We start from the raw sequence: 19,378 nt of genomic DNA on the forward strand, positions 1-19,378 counted from the left end.
TCAAATCCTTGGTGCTCCTAGAAAAATATGCTACACTAACACTATGAAGATTTTAATCCCAACTGCAAAAGAAATGAACACTGAAATCCCTAGTTTAGATGCAAAACCTTTGTCTCCTGAGAGTCAGGCTGTTCTGGATGAATTAGCTAGATATTCTGCCCAAGAACTAGAGATTTTTTATAAAATCTCTGCCGAAAAGGCGCAAGAGGAGTATGACCATATCCAAGCCTTGAAAAATGGAACGGCTAGAAACTATCCAGCCTTGCACCTCTTTGATGGACTTATGTATCGCAACATTAAACGAGAAAATCTAACCAAGAAAGAGCAAGCCTATCTGGAGAAACACCTCATGATAACGTCGGCTCTCTATGGTGTGATTCTGGCCTTTGCCCCCATTGCTCCCCACAGACTGGACTTTTTGATGAAACTCAAAGTCGCTGGAAAAAGCCTGAAAAGTCACTGGCAGTCAGCCTATGAAGAGTCGCTGAAGGGTGAAGAACTAATCTTTTCACTCTTGTCTTCTGAATTTGAAACTGTCTTTCCAAAAGAAATCCGAGAGAAGATGGTGACCTTTAAGTTTATGGAAGAGCGAGATGGTAAACTAAAAATCCATTCAACCATTTCAAAAAAAGCCAGAGGTGCTTTCTTAACAGCCTTGATGGAAGGTCAGGTCACTTCGGTTGAAGAGATTAAAAAGCTCAGCTTTGCGGATTTCAATTATCGAGAAGACTTGTCTGGTGACAAGGAATTGGCTTTTGTGAAATAGATAGAAAATAGAGTCTGTCCTAAATTGTATCAGGGCAGGCTTTTTGTGATTTGGTGCTCCTATTTTTAGTTTAGAATGGTAGGAATTTTCACACAATTTTGGTATAATAGGACTATTAGAAAATTTCGAGGAGACAAACATGTCAGTTAAGATTGCTTTACTTGGATTTGGTACAGTAGCCAGTGGTGTGCCATTCTTGCTAAAGGAAAATAGAGAAAAAATCGTTCAAGCAGCCCAGTCAGAAATTGAAGTAGCTAAAGTTTTGGTCAAAGACGATCAAGAAAAAGCACGCTTGCTTGAAGCGGGAAATGATTTTAATTTTGTAACAAATATCGATGAAATCTTGTTAGACAAAGACATCACGATCGTTGTTGAGTTGATGGGACGTATCGAGCCTGCAAAAACCTTTATCACTCGTGCGTTAGAAGCAGGGAAACACGTCGTAACAGCCAACAAGGACCTTTTGGCAGTCCATGGTGCAGAATTGCTTGAAATTGCTAAAGCTCACAATGTTGCTCTCTACTACGAAGCAGCTGTTGCAGGAGGAATTCCAATCCTTCGTACCTTGGTTAACTCACTAGCATCAGATAAAATCACTCGTGTTCTTGGTGTTGTCAATGGAACATCAAACTTCATGATGACTAAAATGGTAACCGAAGGTTGGTCTTACGAGGATGCTTTGGCAGAAGCCCAACGACTTGGCTTCGCTGAAAGCGACCCAACCAATGATGTGGACGGGATTGATGCAGCCTACAAGATGGTTATCCTTAGCCAGTTTGCTTTTGGGATGAATGTCAAGTTTGAAGATGTTGGTCACCAAGGAATTCGCAACATCACTCCAGAAGATGTGGCAGTAGCTCAAGAACTTGGTTATGTTGTGAAATTAGTTGGTTCTATCGAAGAAACAGCTTCTGGAATCGCTGCTGAGGTTACACCAACCTTCCTTCCTAAAGAACACCCACTAGCAAGTGTTAACGGTGTTATGAATGCGGTCTTTGTGGAATCTATCGGTATCGGCGAGTCTATGTACTACGGACCGGGTGCAGGTCAAAAACCAACTGCAACAAGTGTTGTGGCTGATATTGCCCGTATCGTTCGTCGTTTGAATGATGGAACAATTGGAAAAGCCTTTAATGAATACAGCCGTCCAGTGGTCTTGGCTAAGCCAGAAGATGTCAAAGCCAACTACTATTTCTCAATCTTGGCTCCAGACTCAAAAGGTCAAGTCTTGAAATTGGCTGAACTCTTTAACGCAGAAGATATTTCCTTCAAGCAAATCCTACAAGATGGTAAGCAAGAAGGTAAGGCTCGTATTGTCATCATCACTCATAAAATCAACAAGGCGCAACTTGAAAATATTACAGCAGCTTTGAAGCGTGTATCTGAGTTTGAACTTCTCAATACCTTCAAGGTTTTAGGAGACTAAGATGAAGATTATTGTACCTGCTACAAGTGCTAATGTGGGTCCAGGTTTTGACTCTGTTGGTGTAGCTGTAACTAAGTATCTAGAAATTCAGGTTTGTGAGGAACGTGAAGAATGGATGATTGAGCACCAACTAGGCAAATGGATTCCACGTGATGAACGTAATCTTTTGCTGAAGATTGCTCTACAAATTGTTCCAGACATCCAACCTAGACGTCTGAAGATGGTCAGTGACATTCCTCTTGCGCGTGGACTAGGTTCATCGAGCTCGGTCATCGTTGCTGGGATTGAACTGGCCAATCAACTCGGAAACTTGAAGCTAAGCAAACATGAAAAATTACAGTTGGCGACTAAGATTGAGGGACACCCTGATAATGTTGCACCTGCTATCTATGGAAATCTCGTCATTGCAAGCTCAGTCGAAGGCCAGGTTTCAGCAGTTGTGGCGCCTTTCCCAGAGTGTGCTTTCCTAGCTTATATTCCAAACTATGAATTGCGAACTCGCGATAGTCGTGGTGTCTTGCCTAAGAAACTCTCTTACAAGGAAGCCGTTGCGGCAAGTTCTATTGCCAATGTGGCTATTGCAGCCCTACTGACTGGAGATATGGTCAAAGCAGGTCAGGCGATTGAGAGTGACCTCTTCCATGAGCGTTACCGTCAAGAACTGGTGAGAGAATTTGCGACCATCAAGAAAGTTGCCAAGAGAAATGGTGCTTATGCGACCTACCTCTCTGGTGCTGGTCCGACTGTTATGGTCTTGGCTGATCCTGACAAGATGCCTAGGATTAAGGCAGAGCTTGAAAAGCAACCGTTCAAAGGCAAGCTTCATGATTTGCAAGTAGATACACAAGGCGTTCGCGTCGAAGCAAAATAAACAGAACAATGGGATGGGGAAACTCTCTATTAGAGGGCTTCCTGTCCTTTTTTTGAAAATGAAACATGGGATATGAAATGTTTCCCAGTTTTGTCGACCGCTGGACGGTCAAGGAGGATGAAATGGCAGAAATATATTTAGCAGGTGGTTGTTTTTGGGGCTTGGAAGAATACTTTTCACGTATTTCTGGAGTGCTGCAAACCAGTGTTGGTTATGCCAATGGTCAAGTTGAAACTACCAATTATCAATTAATCAAAGAAACAGATCATGCTGAGACTGTGCAAGTTATCTATGATGAAAAGACAGTCTCGCTCCGTGAGATTTTACTCTATTATTTCCGAGTTATCGATCCCCTTTCTGTCAACAAACAAGGGAATGACCGTGGTCGTCAATACCGCACAGGGATTTATTATCAAGATGAAGAGGATTTGCCAACCATCCATACGGTCGTTCGAGAACAAGAGCTTCTCATCGGTCGTAAAATAGCGGTAGAAGTGGAGAAGCTTCGTCACTATATCCTGGCTGAGGACTATCACCAAGACTACCTCAAGAAAAATCCTGGTGGTTATTGCCACATTGATGTGAGGGATGCTGAGAAACCACTGATAGATGCCGCCAACTATGAAAAACCTAGTCAGGCAGTTTTACGAGAGAATTTGTCAGAAGAGTCTTATAGAGTTACCCAAGAAGCAGCAACGGAAGCTCCATTTAGCAATGCCTACGACCAAACTTTTGAGGAAGGAATTTATGTCGATATTACGACTGGGGAGCCCCTCTTCTTTGCCAAGGATAAGTTTGCCTCAGGCTGTGGTTGGCCAAGCTTTAGTAGACCCATTTCTAAAGAGCTTATCCACTACTACAAAGACTTGAGTCATGGTATGGAGCGTATCGAAGTGAGGTCACGTTCGGGTAATGCCCACTTGGGTCATGTCTTTACAGACGGGCCTCAGGAACTAGGTGGTCTCCGTTACTGTATTAATTCTGCTTCTTTACGATTCATTGCTAAGGATGAAATGGAAGAGGCTGGTTATGGCTACCTACTTCCATATTTGAACAAGTAAAAAAGATGGTGGTTTTTCCACCTTCTTCATTTTGAAAATAGAAGGGACTTATGAAACACTTACTTTCTTACTTTAAACCCTACATCAAAGAGTCTTTCCTAGCACCCTTGTTTAAGCTGCTAGAAGCTGTTTTTGAACTCTTGGTTCCCATGGTAATAGCAGGGATTGTTGACCAATCTATCCCTCAAAAAGATCAGGGTCATCTGTGGATGCAAATGGGGCTCCTCTTTGTGTTTGCAGTTATCGGTGTTTTGGTAGCTTTGGTTGCCCAGTTTTACTCAGCCAAGGCAGCTGTCGGATTTACCAAGGAGTTGACCAATGACCTCTATCGTCATATTCTCTCTTTGCCTAAGGATAGTAGAGACCGTTTGACAACTTCGAGTTTGGTGACGCGTTTGACTTCAGATACCTATCAGATTCAAACAGGAATTAATCAATTTTTACGCCTATTTTTAAGGGCGCCTATTATTGTTTTTGGTGCCATTTTCATGGCTTATCGTCTCTCGCCTGAGTTGACCTTCTGGTTTTTGGTCATGGTTGCCATTTTGACCCTTGTCATTGTCATTTTATCACGGTTGGTCAATCCTCTCTACAGTAGTTTGAGAAAGAAAACTGACCAGCTAGTTCAGGAGACGCGCCAACAGATACAAGGGATGCGTGTGATTCGTGCTTTTGGCCAAGAAAAACGAGAGATTGAGAATTTCCAACGACTCAACCAAATCTATACGGCTATCCAAATGAAAACAGGCTACTGGTCTAGTCTATTGACCCCCTTGACCTATTTGATTGTCAACGGAACTTTGCTGGTGATTATCTGGAATGGTTATATTTCTATTCAGGGAGGCTGGCTCAGTCAGGGAGCCTTGATTGCCCTGATCAACTATCTCTTACAAATTTTGGTAGAGTTGATTAAACTAGCCATGCTGATTAATTCACTCAACCAGTCTTATATATCAGCTAAGCGTATTGAGGAAGTCTTCGCTGAAAAACCTGAAGATATTCATACTGAACTTAAGGCAGGAAGGGTTTCTGGAAATCAAGTTTTACACGTCCAAGACTTGACCTTTACTTATCCAGATGCAGCTCAGCCTTCGCTAAGGGATATTTCTTTTGATATGCAGCAAGGAGAAATTCTTGGGATCATCGGAGGAACTGGTTCTGGTAAGTCAACCTTGGTACAAGTCCTACTTGGGCTCTATCCGGCAGATAAGGGAAGCATTTCCCTTTATCGAGATGGACGTAGTCCTCGCGATCTTTCTGAATGGCGGTCCTGGATGGCCTATGTCCCTCAAAAGGTTGAACTTTTTAAAGGAACCATTCGTTCTAACTTGACTCTGGGTATGGATGAGGCAGTCTCTGACCATGAACTCTGGCAGGCTTTAGAAATTGCCCAGGCCAAGGACTTTATTAGTGAAAAGGAAGGTCAGCTGGACGCAGAGGTCCAAGCGGGTGGCCGTAATTTCTCAGGTGGGCAAAAGCAACGCTTGTCGCTTGCCCGAGCAGTTTTACGTCAAGCCCCTTTTCTCATCCTAGATGATGCGACTTCAGCCCTTGATACCATTACAGAGTCCAATCTTTTAAAGGCCATTCAGGAGAATTTGCCAAATACGAGCTTAATCTTGATTTCCCAACGAACTTCAACCTTGAAGATTGCAGACCAAATTCTTCTTTTAGAGAAAGGTCAGCAATTAGCGCTTGGAAATCATGAGGAATTGATGAGGACTAGTCAAGTCTATCGTGAAATCAATGCATCCCAACATGGAAAGGAGGATTAGAATGAAAGGCAAACACGCAAGTCAAACCCTCAAACGTTTGGCAAAAGATTTAGCAAGTCATCCCATCCTTCTTTTTCTAGCTTTCTTGGGAACCATTGCTCAGGTAGCCCTGTCTATTTATTTACCAATCTTGATTGGAGAGGTGATTGACCAAGTCCTAGTCGATGGTTCATACCAGCTATTTTGGCAGATTTTCCTCCAGATGATTTTGGTGGTCATAGGAAATACGCTGGTTCAATGGGCCAATCCTCTCCTCTATAATCGACTGATTTTCTCCTATACCAGAGATTTACGAGAAAAAATCATTGAAAAACTCCACCGTCTCCCGATTGCCCTGGTAGACAGACAGGGGAGTGGAGAAATGGTCAGCCGTGTGACGACAGATATCGAACAGTTAGCAGCGGGTCTGAATATGATTTTCAACCAATTTTTCATCGGAGTTTTGATGATTTTGGTCAGCATTCTTGCCATGCTCCAAATTCATCTCTTGATGACGCTCTTAGTTCTGCTCTTAACACCTCTGTCTATGGTCATTTCACGCTTTATCGCTAAGAGGTCCTACCATCTCTTTCAGAAGCAGACGGAGACTAGAGGGATTCAAACCCAGCTGATTGAAGAGTCACTTAGTCAGCAAAACATTATCCAGTCTTTTAATGCTCAGGAAGAATTTATCGATAGACTTCATGAAGCTAATGACAACTACTCAGGTTATTCTCAATCGGCTATCTTTTATTCGTCAACAGTCAATCCTTCGACACGATTTGTCAATTCCCTCATTTATGCCCTTCTTGCTGGGGTAGGAGCCTTACGCATCATAGCAGGTTCCACCTTGACCATTGGTCGTTTGGTAACCTTTTTGAACTATGTGCAGCAGTATACCAAACCCTTCAACGATATTTCATCAGTTTTGGCTGAGTTGCAGAGTGCCTTAGCCTGCGCAGAACGTGTTTATGCGGTTCTAGAGAGTCCGGAAGTTACAGAAACTGGTCTGGAAGAATTGAACAGTGACCAAGTCAAGGGAGCCATCTCCTTTAAGCATGTTTCTTTTGGTTACAATCCTGAAAAGATCTTGATTAAGGACTTGTCTATTGATATCCCAGCTGGTAGTAAGGTCGCCATCGTTGGTCCAACGGGTGCTGGTAAGTCTACACTCATCAATCTTCTCATGCGATTTTATCCTATTAACTCAGGAGATATATTACTAGACGGTCACTCGATTTATGACTATACCCGAGCCTCATTGAGACAGCAGTTTGGGATGGTGCTCCAAGAAACTTGGCTCAAGCAAGGAACCATTCATGACAATATTGCCTTTGGAAATCCTGATGCTAGTCGAGAGCAAGTCATTGCAGCAGCCAAGGCAGCGAACGCAGATTTCTTTATCCAACAATTACCTCAGGGTTATGATACCAAGCTTGAAAATGCGGGTGAATCACTGTCAGTCGGTCAGGCTCAGCTCTTGACCATCGCACGTGTCTTTCTAGCCATTCCTAAGATTCTGATATTAGACGAAGCGACTTCATCCATCGATGCCCGGACAGAGGTGCTGGTTCAGGACGCCTTTGCTAAACTCATGAAGGGGCGGACAAGTTTTATCATTGCCCATCGTTTGTCAACCATTCAAGATTCTGATTTGATTCTTGTCTTGGTAGATGGAGATATTGTCGAACATGGCAATCATGAGCAACTCATGGCGAGAAAAGGCAAATACTATCAAATGCAGCAAGCAGCAGCTTTTAGCCCAGAATAAGTGGGCAATCCTTTATAATGCCAATGAACAAACAAGAAAAGTTGCCTTAGGGTGACTTTTTTGTTACAATAGCTAGAAAAATTATCCAGTATGAATACTTATATAGAAAAGGAGCCTAGGGATGAAAGTCTTTCAGCATGTAAATATCGTGACTTGTGATCAAGATTTCCACGTCTATTTGGATGGGATTTTAGCTATTAAAGAATCCCAAATCGTCTATGTTGGCCAGGAAAATCAAGAGATTCTTAAACAAGCAGATCAAATCATAGACTATCAGGGTGCCTGGATTATGCCTGGATTGGTTAACTGCCATACTCACTCTGCCATGACAGGCTTGAGAGGCATTCGTGATGATAGCAATCTCCACGAATGGCTAGAGGACTATATCTGGCCAGCAGAAGCAGAATTCACACCAGAGATGACTACAAAGGCCGTCAAAGAGGCGCTAACAGAGATGCTCCAGTCAGGAACGACAACTTTTAATGATATGTACAATCCTAATGGAGTGGATATAGCTGAGATTTATGAGGCAGTCAAGGCATCCAAGATGCGTTGCTATTTTTCTCCAACCCTCTTTTCTTCAGATGTGGAGACGACGGCTGAAACTATAGCCAGAACTCGAGCTATCATTGAGACAATCAAAGGCTATCAAGACCCAAATTTCAAGGTGATGGTGGCTCCTCATTCGCCCTACAGTTGTAGTAGAGATTTGCTGGAGGCAAGTCTTGAGCTAGCAAAAGAAGAAAACATTCCTCTTCATATCCATGTTGCAGAAACACAGGAAGAGTCAGGCATTATCCTGAAACGTTATGGCAAAAGACCAATAGCCTTTTTGGATGAACTTGGCTATTTAGACCATCAAGCTGTCTTTGCCCATGGAGTGGAGTTAAATGAAGTAGAGATTACCCGCTTGGCAGATTCGCAAGTCGCTATCGCCCACAATCCTATCAGCAACCTCAAACTAGCCTCAGGGATTGCACCAGTTGTCCAACTTCAAAGAGCAGGAGTACCGGTTGGTATTGCGACAGACTCTGTTGCTTCTAATAACAATCTCGATATGTTTGAAGAAGGACGCACGGCGGCCCTTTTACAGAAAATGAAAAGTGGTGATGCCAGCCAATTTCCAATCGAAACAGCCCTCAAGGCCCTGACAATCGAGGGTGCAAAGGTGTTAGGAATGGAAGATGAGATTGGTAGTTTAGAAGTCGGTAAGCAGGCTGATTTTCTCGTCATCCAACCCCAAGGAAAAATCCATCTCCAACCTCAAGCAAACATGCTATCTCACCTCGTTTACGCTGTCAAATCAAGTGATGTTAATGACGTCTATATTGCTGGTGAGCAAGTCGTAAAAGACAGTCAAGTGTTGACAGTTAACTTGTAAAAAGTAGTATAAATTCTCTAAATCTCATGGGAAATTTCTTGTGAGATTTTCTAGTTTTGCTTATGGAATTGCAGGTTTGACTTCTTACAGGAATCTATTGATAATAAATTTTAAAAAACACCGATTAGATAAATAAGAAAAATTGTGGTATAATAAAACGATACAATTAAAGGAGTATGTATGGACATTTCAGAAATTCGTCAAAAAATTGACGCAAATCGTGAAAAATTAGCTTCTTTTAGGGGGTCTCTTTGACCTCGAAGGTTTAGAGGAAGAAATTGCCATTTTGGAAAACAAAATGACAGAACCTGATTTTTGGAACGATAATATTGCGGCCCAAAAAACGTCGCAAGAATTAAACGAACTCAAAAATACCTATAATACCTTCCACAAGATGGATGAGTTGCAGGATGAAGTTGAAATTTTACTAGACTTTTTGGCAGAAGATGAATCTGTGAAGGATGAGTTGGTCGAAAAACTCGATGAGTTGGATCAGATGATGACCAGCTATGAAATGACTCTTCTTTTGTCAGAGCCCTATGATCACAACAATGCTATCCTTGAAATCCATCCGGGTTCAGGGGGAACAGAGGCTCAAGACTGGGGCGATATGCTCCTTCGTATGTATACTCGCTATGGAAATGCCAAAGGCTTCAAGGTTGAGGTCTTAGACTACCAAGCAGGTGATGAGGCAGGAATCAAGTCAGTAACCTTGTCATTTGAAGGACCAAATGCTTATGGTCTTCTCAAGTCAGAGATGGGAGTTCACCGTTTGGTCCGAATCTCACCATTTGACTCTGCTAAACGTCGCCACACCTCATTTACTTCTGTAGAAGTCATGCCAGAATTGGATGATACCATCGAAGTTGAAATCCGTGAGGATGACATCAAGATGGATACCTTCCGTTCAGGAGGAGCAGGTGGACAAAACGTCAACAAGGTTTCAACAGGTGTCCGCTTGACTCACATTCCGACAGGGATCGTCGTAGCATCAACCGTCGACCGTACTCAGTACGGAAACCGTGACCGTGCTATGAAGATGCTTCAGGCAAAACTCTATCAGATGGAGCAGGAAAAGAAAGCTGCTGAGGTAGACTCGCTCAAAGGTGAGAAAAAGGAAATTACATGGGGAAGCCAAATCCGCTCCTATGTATTTACACCTTATACAATGGTAAAAGACCATCGTACAAACTTTGAAGTAGCGCAAGTCGATAAGGTTATGGATGGAGACCTAGATGGTTTCATCGATGCTTATCTGAAATGGCGTATCAGTTAAAAGAAAGGAAGTCACATGTCAATCATTGAAATGAGAGATGTTGTCAAAAAATACGACAACGGGACAACAGCCCTACGTGGCATCACTGTAAATATCGATGCAGGAGAATTCGCCTACATCGTAGGACCTTCAGGTGCTGGTAAATCAACTTTTATCCGTGCCTTGTATCGTGAGGTCAAAATCGACAAAGGAAGCTTGCAAGTCGCAAGTTATAACCTAGTTAAAATTAAAAAGAAAGATATTCCGTTCTTGCGTAGAAATGTCGGAGTAGTCTTTCAGGATTACAAACTTTTGCCAAAGAAAACCGTTTATGAGAACATTGCATACGCAATGGAGGTTGTCGGTGAAAGCCGTCGTAACATCAAAAAACGTGTTATGGAAGTCTTGGACCTTGTCGGTTTGAAGCACAAGGTTCGTTCATTCCCAAATGAGCTTTCAGGTGGTGAGCAACAACGTATCGCCATCGCGCGTGCCATCGTAAACAATCCTAAAGTATTGATTGCTGACGAACCAACAGGTAACTTGGACCCAGATAACTCATGGGAAATCATGAACCTCTTGGAACGTATCAATCTTCAAGGGACAACTGTTTTGATGGCGACCCACAACAGCCAAATCGTAAATACCTTGCGCCACCGCGTTATTGCCATCGAAAATGGTCGCGTGGTACGTGATGAAGCGAAAGGAGACTACGGATACGATGATTAGTAGATTTTTCCGCCATCTATTCGAAGCTTTAAAGAGTTTAAAGCGTAATGGATGGATGACCATTGCTGCTATCAGTTCAGTAATGATTACCTTGACCTTGGTTGCTATCTTTGCTTCAGTTATCTTCAATACTGCAAAATTGGCAACTGATATCGAAAATAACGTCCGCGTCATGGTTTATGTTCGTAAAGACGTTGAAGACAACAGTGAAACCATTGTAAAAGAAGGCCAAACAGTCACGAACAACGACTACCACAAGGTCTACGATGCCCTCAAAGCCTTGCCAGCTGTTAAAAATGTAACCTTCTCAAGTAAAGAAGAACAGTACCAAAAGCTGACTGAAACCATGGGTGACGAGTGGAAGGTATTTGAAGGAGATGCAAACCCTCTTCATGATGCCTACATCGTAGATACCAATTCACCAAGTGATGTAAAACCAGTAGCTGAAGAAGCTAAGAAAATCGAAGGTGTCTCTGAAGTTCAAGACGGTGGTGCCAATACCGAACGTCTCTTCAAGTTGGCTTCCTTCATCCGTGTATGGGGATTGGTCATCGCAGGACTCTTGATTTTCATCGCAGTCTTCTTGATTTCAAATACCATCCGTATTACTATCATTTCACGTAGTCGTGAAATCCAAATCATGCGTTTGGTTGGTGCCAAGAACGGCTACATCCGTGGCCCATTCTTGCTAGAAGGTGCCTTTATCGGATTGTTGGGAGCAGCCCTTCCATCAGCTTTGGTTTACTTTATCTATAATAAAGTCTTCCAATCTGTCAATCCATCTTTGGTTGGCCAAAACCTATCTTTGATAACACCGGATACCTTTATTCCATTGATGATTGGACTCTTGTTCCTCATCGGAATCTGTATCGGTTCACTTGGTTCAGGAATCTCAATGCGTCGATTCTTGAAAATCTAAGTCAAATAACTTGATAAAACACATAAAAAAGTGGGATGTCATCAAGACTTCACAGTACTTGATACCCCGCTTTTTCTTTTGGTCTTGGGGCTCAGTCGCTTGCCAATTTTTGGTAAAGAGTGTATGATAGGAAAGGACCTTTTTTACTAATATGAATAATGAATGAGGAAAAGATGAAACAATTTTTGGAAAAAGTGAGCATACTATCCCTATCGTTAGTATTGATCACATCGTTTTCTATTTCGAGCGCCCTGCCTGCTATGTTTGACTATTATCAGGGCTATTCGACTGGTCAGGTCGAACTCTTGGTCAGCCTCCCATCCTTTGGGATTATGGCCATGCTTCTACTAAACGGACTTCTAGAGCGTATTTTTCCTGAACGCCTCCAGTTGACCTTGGGACTCTTGATTTTATCCATCAGTGGGACTGCACCTTTCTGGTATCAGGGTTATTACTTTGTCTTTGCAACCCGCTTGCTATTTGGGCTTGGAGTTGGGATGCTCAATGCCAAGGCTATTTCGATCATCAGTGAACGTTACCACGGCAAGACTCGTATCCAAATGCTTGGTTTTCGTGGCTCTGCTGAGGTAGTAGGAGCCTCTATCTTGACTCTGGCAGTTGGTCAGCTCCTAGCCTTTGGCTGGACCGCAACATTCTTAGCCTATGCCGCAGGCTTGGTAGTCTTGGTGCTCTTTCTTCTATTTGTCCCTTACAACAAGGAAGAAATTCACGAGTCCAAGCATCAGACAGAAGAAGCGGCGAAACTGACTCGTTCCATGCTCCAATTGATTTTCTTCCTTGCTATTGCAGCCGCAGTGATTGTATGTACCAATACTGCTATCACCTTCCGCATCCCTAGTCTTATGATTGAGGCAGGGTTTGGAGATGCTCAGTTGTCCAGTTTGGTACTTAGTGCCATGCAGTTGATTGGGATTCTAGCTGGAATCAGCTTTTCTTTCTTGATTTCGACCTTCAAGGAAAGGCTTCTATTGGTCGCTGGTGTCACTTTTGGTATCGGGCAAATCATCATTGCTCTTTCCCCATCACTCTGGGTGGTGGTTGCAGGTTCTATCCTGGGAGGATTTGCCTACAGTATCGCTCTGACGACAGTCTTTCAGTTGATATCTGAGCGAATTCCTGCAAAACTCCTCAACAAAGCAACTTCCTATGCTGTTTTGGGATGTTCTTTTGGAGCATCATTAACACCCTTCGTTCTTTCAGGGATTGGCTTGGTGACTATGGATAGTCGAATGACCTTCATCATTCTAGGAGCATGGATGATTGCTACATCAGTGCTTGTTTCCCTCTTATTGAAAAAAGAAGCCTAACAAAGAAAAACTCAAGGATGAATCCTTGAGTTTTTTGTCTATTAGCCAAACATTTGCCAAAAGTAATCAATGATGTAGGTCAAGCCGTATGTGTAAACGACCAGGGTAAATGGCTTGGTCAGGACAATGATGGTCATGTAACGCTTGAAGCTCATCTTGGTTAGAGCTGCCAGCATACAGAGAAAGTCCGCTGGACTAACCGGCCAAATCATCATAAAGATAAAGAATCGATCAAAGCGATTGCCCTTGTCTAGCCAACCGATGTACTTATCATAGGTACGCTTGCTGACGACAGACTGAACAAAGGGTGCTCCGTAGAGGCGAACCAGGTAAAAGATAACGGCGCAACCAATAACGATTCCAATATAGTTATAAATAGTTCCAATAATGTGACCGTAGATAAAGACACCTGCCACAGAGGTTAGAGCACCAGGAATGATGGGAACGACCGTCTGCAATATCTGTAAAAAGATAAAAAGTGGTGGTCCCCAAACCCCAGCTTGCTGGATAAAGGCAGATAGGGTTTCCTTGGAGTGCAAGATACCGGCTTGATAGGCCCAGATACAGAATATTAAAGTACCAACTCCACCGATGATGGAAGAAATATTAATTGCTTGCTGTAGAAGGGGAGAAACAGCTTTCATTTGTTTATCGTGTGACATGTAAACTCCTCTTGTTTAGTATGATTCTACTATACCATATTTTAAGGAGAAAGACTATATGGTTTTTCTGAGGGAAGTAGGATTAGCAAGGCGTTTTCTGCCTGTAATATGATATAATGATAGGAAGAATGCGGTTTCCAAAAGGAGAAATATAGATGCAGGTAAAACCAGAACTGGAAATAGAAAAACAACTGATTAACCAGCTGGTAACTGGTGAAAGCCAATGGACTTATAGAGAAGACCTAAAAACAGAAGAACAACTATGGGACAATTTCTTTGAGAAACTAGCCCAAAACAACGTTGCTTTGCTGGCAGACCATCCCTTGACAGAACAGGAAAAACGTCAGATTCAGAACCAACTAAACTTTGTCAGCTACTATGATGCTGCCAAGTGGTTGGTCGGAGAAAACGGCATTGCCAAAGTCGAAGTTCAAAGAGAAGATGCGAGTCTAGGCACCATCCGTTTGTCAGTCATTTGGCGTGACAATATCGCAGCAGGAAAGTCTAGCTACGAAGTTATCAATCAAGTCCAACGAGAAAAAGTAAATCCTATGGACCAAGACCGTAGACTGGATGTTACTCTTCTCATCAATGGCTTGCCCATGATTCAAATTGAGCTCAAGAGTTCCCAAGCTGCGTTTATCGATGCTTTTCACCAGATTAAAAAATATGACCGTGAAGGGAAATTCCGTGGCATCTACTCTAGCTTGCAGATGTTTGTTGTGACCAACAAAGTAGACACGCGCTATATCGCCGCAGCTCGCGAAAATAAACTCAACAAGCAATTTCTAACCAAGTGGGTGGATAAGGACAATCATCCTGTGACAAACTTGACCAGCTTTGCCCATGAAGTTCTATCTATCCCTCGTGCCCATCAGATGGTCATGCAGTATTCTGTTATTGACGATAGCAAGAAATCTCTCATACTCTTGCGCCCCTATCAGATCCATGCTATCGAAGCGGTGCAGGAAGCCTCTCGCCAACAAGCATCAGGCTACGTTTGGCATACGACAGGTTCAGGGAAGACCTTGACTTCTTATAAGGTAGCGAGGAATCTCCTTCAGATTCCTTCCATCCAAAAGACGATTTTTGTCGTTGACCGCAGGGACTTGGACCAACAAACCACATCCTCCTTCCTCTCATATGCGACCAATGATGTCATTGATATCGATGAAACGGATAATACCCATGATTTGGTCAAGCGACTAGGAAGTAATGATAAGCGTGTCGTGGTGACCACTATCCAGAAAATCACCACCATGATGCGCAAGTTTGACCAAGGTCTTTACCAACGAGATGCGGACAAAATCAAGGGACTCCGAGTGGCCTTTGTCGTGGATGAATGCCACCGTGCTGTGACACCACAAACACAAAAGGACATTAAAGCCTTTTTCCCTCAGTCTCTCTGGTATGGATTTACAGGCACGCCTATCTTTAAGGAAAATAAACGCCAGCAGGTCGGCGACCTAGCCCAAACCACCCAGCAACAGTATGGAGACCGTCTCCATGAGTATACAGTCAAGGAAGCCATCCATGACGGAGCTGTCTTAGGCTTTAAGGTTGATTATCGCAATACCCTCATCACAGACCAGTCTGAAAATGACATACCTGATAGCGTCTATGAGAATGAGGAACACATGCTGGAAGTCTTGGATGCTATTATCAATAAATCCCGTCAACAACTGGGCTTCCAAAAAGGAGTGGGCAATACCTACAATGCCATCCTGACTGTCAAGTCTATCCCTCAAGCCCAAGCCTACTATGACCTTCTCAAAAGAGTCAAGGCTGGTCAGACACGGGTCAAGGTATCTGAGAGGGTCAAGATGGTCCTTCCAGACTTTCCAAAGGCAACCATCACCTACTCCGTTACGGAGAATGAAGAAGACTCAAGAGCCAACCAAGACCACATGAAGCAGGTCTTAGAGGACTATAACCAAGAGTTTGATACTCACTTTACTATGGCGGATCTGCGTGGCTTCAATACCGATGTCAATAACCGCTTAGCCCGAAAACAAGATAAGTATCTCTATCGCAATGAACAGTTGGACTTGGTTATCGTAGTCAATCGTCTCCTGACAGGATTTGATGCCCCTTGTCTATCGACTCTCTTTATCGACAGAAAGCCCATGCAACCACAGGATTTGATTCAGGCCTTTAGCCGAACCAACCGTATCTTTGATTCTAGTAAGACCTATGGTCATATCATTACCTTCCAAAAGCCTCTAGCCTTCAAGGAAGCAGTCGATAATGCCCTCAAGCTTTACTCAAATGGTGGAGAAAATGATGTCCTAGCCCCTAGCTGGGAGGAGGAAAAGAGAAACTTTTTGAGAAGTTGTAGCGACTTCCAAAATCTCATCACAGATGACCCTGTAGAAGGACTCCAACTCGAGCAAATCTCTACACCTCAGTTGAGAAAAATCGCCAAGGCTTATCAATCCTTTGATAAATACTTGGCTTCTATCCGAGTGTATAAAGAGTATGACGAGGAAGAAATCTATGCAGAGACTGGACTAACTGCAGAAGAATTGGAAAACTATCTAGGCTTCTATCAAAACATCCTTGCCGAACTTAAAAGTCGTTCAGAAGATGGTGATGAAGATGGGGAGCCACTGGATATCCACTACGAACTGGAGTCTATCCAAGTCGATGAGATTAATTATGCCTATATACTGACCCTGATCCAAAGCCTGATCGAGCAAGAGCAAAGTCAGGAAAAGAGTCTCAGCGCACAGGACAGAGAAGCAGTGGATACCTATATCCAAAGTCTAGAGAAGACCAATCCAAACCTTGCACAAATCATCTCAGAGCTTTGGCAAGAAGTACAGGCAAATCCAGACCGCTACAGAGGTCAATCCATTGCCAATATCCTTGACCAGATGATTGAAGCAGTCATCCAGCAGCATATCCAAGACTTTAGTAAGACCTGGTATGTCGGTGAAGATGAACTCCGCTACTATGTCAATCACTACCGCAAGGGAGCTAAAAAACAACTAGGAGAAAGCCAACTGACCAAGAGTCAGCGCTACAAGGACTATAAAGTTGAGGTGACAGATGCCCTTAATCCCCTCCTCTATAAAAAACAAATCAAGGAAGCCTATACCCAACTCATCGAAGAAGTGATTGAGCCGTTGAGGGTTGGTAGGTAAGGGAAACAATATACTGAATTTTGTTGTTTAAAAATTTTATATGTAAGCTAAGATAAATTCAGTTAAAAACTGAAACGAGGATAAATTCATGGTTACTACTATTATAGATTTGGAACAAATTAAATTTGAAGATTCTGAGACTTCGCTTTTTGAAGGTAAAGAATTAGAACTATCTCCAAAAAATTTTATTTTTGCAAGAAACGGTTCGGGTAAATCAACATTAAGTAAAGCAATTTATAATCAAAAACAAACAGAATTCGACGTGTATGTTTTTAATGGTTTTGACTCTTTGATAGGAGAAAATGAGAATCTAGATGCTTTTTCATTAGCAGTTAATGCAAGTGAAAAAGAGGCAGAAATAAAAGAGTTAGAAGATAGAATTACAAAATCAGAGCAAGATTTGTCTTTAGTTAAAAAAATGCTTGATGCAAAAAGTAGTGAGGATGAAGAACCGACTTTGTATGATGAGTGTTCAGAGAAAGTAAGATTGTTTAATGAACAAGATAGGAAAATACAAAATTTTTATAAAAATTCCGCTCGAACTATTTCACTAAAAACGGGCCCTATTATTGTGGAAAATCCGAAATCTTATAATAAAAATATTTTTGAATCAGAAATTACAAATGCTTGTCGTTTAAGGGAAACAGATATAAATCTTTATAAGAAGATATTGCAGAGCGTTCCTAAAGAAATTACTCCCATTAGCGAGAATGAAATTAATTTTGAAAAATATTTGAATGCTGTCAATGAAATTATTTCGAGTAAAGTTGTTGAACGAGTATTCATTGGTAGATTAGACAACCAAAGAAAAATTAATTTCGCTAAAGAAGGATTAGAAATCCATAAAGAAGAAAATATATGCTCGTTTTGTGGGAATGAACTTTCTGATGAAGTGTTGATGGAGTTGGAGAGATATTTTTCAGCAGATGAGGTGAAGAAACTTCAAAATCGAATTAAAGTTGGTAAAGAAAAAATTGCTAACTTACTTAATGAGATTAAGGAAAATGTCAAGATTAGTACAGATGATTTTTTTCCGGATCTTAAAGATGAGGTTGAAAAAGAGAGTGAGAAAGTGAATGAGTTTCTTACAGCACAGAAATCCTATTTAGAAATATTACTTAAAACATTGGAACAGAAAGAAAGTAATCTCTTTGTGGAGAGTGAAGAGTTAGAGTTACCTATACCAAATAATGTGAATTATGTTGAGCTAAACAGACTAATTGAAGTAAACAATCAAAATGTTTTAGATATTAAAAACAAACAAAAAGAGGCAAGAGATGCAATTCGATATCATGAAATAAAATTGTTACTTGAGGATTTCCAATATGATGTTGAACTAGAAAGACTAATTGTTCTTAAGAGAGAAAAAGAGGAAAAAGAATTAGTTTATAGTCACAAAAAAAATGAAAAGGAAGAATTGGAACAAAATTTAGCTGAATATCGAATTCAGGTTGACAAATTAAAACCAAAAGCAGAAAAACAAGCTATTGAGAGAATAAATAAAAAACTTCGGTTAAAAGTTTCTTGGGAATTAGATCATGTAGACAATCAAAACCTTGGTTATTACAGAATAAAAGAAGGAAATCAATATAGAAGTGTAAAACAATTATCAACGGGTGAAAAAAATGTCATTGCATTTTTATATTTCATTGAGCGTTTGGAGGAAGTTAAAGAAGGACAAAAGAAGAATAAAATAATAGTATTTGACGATCCAATGAGTTCGAATGATGATAAAATGCAATACTTGATTATTTGGGAACTACAAAGACTTTACCAAGGTAAAGATAGAGATAAATTTAATGAAGATAGAGACATCATGGTAATTTTGACTCATAATATCCATTTTTATTTAAATGTTCAGCCTCATGGTAATTTCAAAGACAAGAATGATAGAACCAAATATGATAAAAATAATTTTTATCGCATTGATCATCACGAGTTTATTAAAATTTTAAGTGAAAAAGACGATTTTAAAACTAATTATGAAGCCATGTGGGTAGAACTGAAGGATTTGTATGAGTGTGATCATAAACTCTCAATGTTAAATACGATAAGAAGAATAATAGAAACATTTTTGAAGTTTAATGCATTGAATCAAGAAATTTTTTATAAAGACAATGAGCAGTATTTGAAATTATTTAATGTCAATTCTCATGGAATAGATGATACAACTGCAGTTCAATATACAGAAACTATTGATGAGATGAGAGCTCTTTTTTATCAAATTTTTAAAGATAATCACTATGAAGAGCATTTTAAACACTATTGGAAATTTGATGACGAGAAATGATCTTAATGTAGGATATAGA

At 41.3% G+C, this 19,378-nt stretch carries 14 protein-coding genes; 13 read left to right on the forward strand and 1 reads right to left on the reverse strand.

Features of this window, described 5'->3' with window-relative positions; translation table 11 throughout:
* Nucleotides 1–43: 43 nt before the first annotated feature.
* The 11 genes from yaaA to QM419_RS00510 all read left to right on the forward strand — a co-directional run bounded on the left by yaaA (nucleotide 44) and on the right by QM419_RS00510 (nucleotide 13,261).
* Nucleotides 44–766 (forward strand): peroxide stress protein YaaA, encoded by a 723-nt coding sequence (yaaA, locus tag QM419_RS00460; protein WP_414277528.1) that lies wholly within the window; start codon nucleotides 44–46, stop codon nucleotides 764–766.
* A 139-nt stretch (nucleotides 767–905) separates the two neighbouring features.
* Nucleotides 906–2,192, forward strand: coding sequence for a homoserine dehydrogenase (locus tag QM419_RS00465; protein ID WP_414253913.1), 1,287 nt, complete (start codon nucleotides 906–908; stop codon nucleotides 2,190–2,192).
* 1 nt (nucleotide 2,193) lies between these two features.
* Nucleotides 2,194–3,063 (forward strand): homoserine kinase, encoded by an 870-nt coding sequence (gene thrB / locus QM419_RS00470; RefSeq protein ID WP_414277529.1) that lies wholly within the window; start codon nucleotides 2,194–2,196, stop codon nucleotides 3,061–3,063.
* A gap of 122 nt (nucleotides 3,064–3,185) precedes the next feature.
* On the forward strand, nucleotides 3,186–4,124 hold the full coding sequence (gene msrB, locus QM419_RS00475; RefSeq protein WP_414277530.1) for a peptide-methionine (R)-S-oxide reductase MsrB: 939 nt from the start codon (nucleotides 3,186–3,188) through the stop codon (nucleotides 4,122–4,124).
* Between the two features lie 50 nt (nucleotides 4,125–4,174).
* Entirely contained in the window at nucleotides 4,175–5,899 is a 1,725-nt protein-coding gene (locus tag QM419_RS00480) for an ABC transporter ATP-binding protein (RefSeq protein ID WP_414277531.1), read from the forward strand.
* Between the two features lies 1 nt (nucleotide 5,900).
* Nucleotides 5,901–7,649, forward strand: coding sequence for an ABC transporter ATP-binding protein (locus QM419_RS00485; protein WP_414277532.1), 1,749 nt, complete (start codon nucleotides 5,901–5,903; stop codon nucleotides 7,647–7,649).
* 121 nt (nucleotides 7,650–7,770) lie between these two features.
* The gene (locus QM419_RS00490) at nucleotides 7,771–9,030 is read left to right on the forward strand and encodes a TRZ/ATZ family protein (RefSeq protein ID WP_414277533.1); all 1,260 of its coding nucleotides are present in this window, start codon (nucleotides 7,771–7,773) and stop codon (nucleotides 9,028–9,030) included.
* A gap of 180 nt (nucleotides 9,031–9,210) precedes the next feature.
* A protein-coding gene (gene prfB / locus QM419_RS00495) for a peptide chain release factor 2 (protein WP_100069481.1) occupies nucleotides 9,211–10,306 on the forward strand; the annotation gives its coding sequence in 2 pieces (ribosomal slippage) (nucleotides 9,211–9,282 and nucleotides 9,284–10,306; 1,095 coding nt in all).
* Nucleotides 10,307–10,321: 15 nt separating this feature from the next.
* Nucleotides 10,322–11,014 (forward strand): cell division ATP-binding protein FtsE, encoded by a 693-nt coding sequence (gene ftsE, locus QM419_RS00500; RefSeq protein WP_414277534.1) that lies wholly within the window; start codon nucleotides 10,322–10,324, stop codon nucleotides 11,012–11,014.
* Nucleotides 11,007–11,933: a permease-like cell division protein FtsX gene (ftsX, locus tag QM419_RS00505; RefSeq protein ID WP_414253907.1), complete on the forward strand. Its 927-nt coding sequence runs from the start codon at nucleotides 11,007–11,009 to the stop codon at nucleotides 11,931–11,933. The genes ftsE and ftsX overlap by 8 nt, the downstream gene beginning before the upstream one ends.
* 173 nt (nucleotides 11,934–12,106) lie before the next feature.
* Nucleotides 12,107–13,261, forward strand: coding sequence for an MFS transporter (locus QM419_RS00510; protein ID WP_414253906.1), 1,155 nt, complete (start codon nucleotides 12,107–12,109; stop codon nucleotides 13,259–13,261).
* A gap of 41 nt (nucleotides 13,262–13,302) precedes the next feature.
* Here the strand turns inward: QM419_RS00510 and QM419_RS00515 are convergent, their stop codons facing one another.
* The gene (locus QM419_RS00515) at nucleotides 13,303–13,923 is read right to left on the reverse strand and encodes a TVP38/TMEM64 family protein (protein WP_414277535.1); all 621 of its coding nucleotides are present in this window, start codon (nucleotides 13,921–13,923) and stop codon (nucleotides 13,303–13,305) included.
* Nucleotides 13,924–14,078: 155 nt separating this feature from the next.
* Here QM419_RS00515 and QM419_RS00520 point away from each other — a divergent pair, with 155 nt between their 5' ends.
* A complete protein-coding gene (locus QM419_RS00520; RefSeq protein WP_414277536.1) occupies nucleotides 14,079–17,069 on the forward strand; it encodes a type I restriction endonuclease subunit R in 2,991 nt (996 codons plus the stop codon).
* Nucleotides 17,070–17,157: 88 nt separating this feature from the next.
* Nucleotides 17,158–19,359 (forward strand): AAA family ATPase, encoded by a 2,202-nt coding sequence (locus QM419_RS00525; protein ID WP_414277537.1) that lies wholly within the window; start codon nucleotides 17,158–17,160, stop codon nucleotides 19,357–19,359.
* Nucleotides 19,360–19,378: the final 19 nt, after the last annotated feature.

This window comes from Streptococcus infantis (assembly GCF_047464715.1).
GTDB classification, from domain to species: Bacteria; Bacillota; Bacilli; order Lactobacillales; family Streptococcaceae; genus Streptococcus; species Streptococcus infantis_S.

Bases quoted from the DNA above. Each gene is read 5' to 3' on its own strand.
- yaaA (WP_414277528.1), top strand. From the start codon at position 44: ATGAAGATTTTAATCCCAACTGCAAAAGAAATGAACACTGAAATCCCT.
- QM419_RS00465 (WP_414253913.1), top strand. From the start codon at position 906: ATGTCAGTTAAGATTGCTTTACTTGGATTTGGTACAGTAGCCAGTGGT.
- thrB (WP_414277529.1), top strand. From the start codon at position 2,194: ATGAAGATTATTGTACCTGCTACAAGTGCTAATGTGGGTCCAGGTTTT.
- msrB (WP_414277530.1), top strand. From the start codon at position 3,186: ATGGCAGAAATATATTTAGCAGGTGGTTGTTTTTGGGGCTTGGAAGAA.
- QM419_RS00480 (WP_414277531.1), top strand. From the start codon at position 4,175: ATGAAACACTTACTTTCTTACTTTAAACCCTACATCAAAGAGTCTTTC.
- QM419_RS00485 (WP_414277532.1), top strand. From the start codon at position 5,901: ATGAAAGGCAAACACGCAAGTCAAACCCTCAAACGTTTGGCAAAAGAT.
- QM419_RS00490 (WP_414277533.1), top strand. From the start codon at position 7,771: ATGAAAGTCTTTCAGCATGTAAATATCGTGACTTGTGATCAAGATTTC.
- ftsE (WP_414277534.1), top strand. From the start codon at position 10,322: ATGTCAATCATTGAAATGAGAGATGTTGTCAAAAAATACGACAACGGG.
- ftsX (WP_414253907.1), top strand. From the start codon at position 11,007: ATGATTAGTAGATTTTTCCGCCATCTATTCGAAGCTTTAAAGAGTTTA.
- QM419_RS00510 (WP_414253906.1), top strand. From the start codon at position 12,107: ATGAAACAATTTTTGGAAAAAGTGAGCATACTATCCCTATCGTTAGTA.
- QM419_RS00515 (WP_414277535.1), bottom strand. From the start codon at position 13,923: ATGTCACACGATAAACAAATGAAAGCTGTTTCTCCCCTTCTACAGCAA.
- QM419_RS00520 (WP_414277536.1), top strand. From the start codon at position 14,079: ATGCAGGTAAAACCAGAACTGGAAATAGAAAAACAACTGATTAACCAG.
- QM419_RS00525 (WP_414277537.1), top strand. From the start codon at position 17,158: ATGGTTACTACTATTATAGATTTGGAACAAATTAAATTTGAAGATTCT.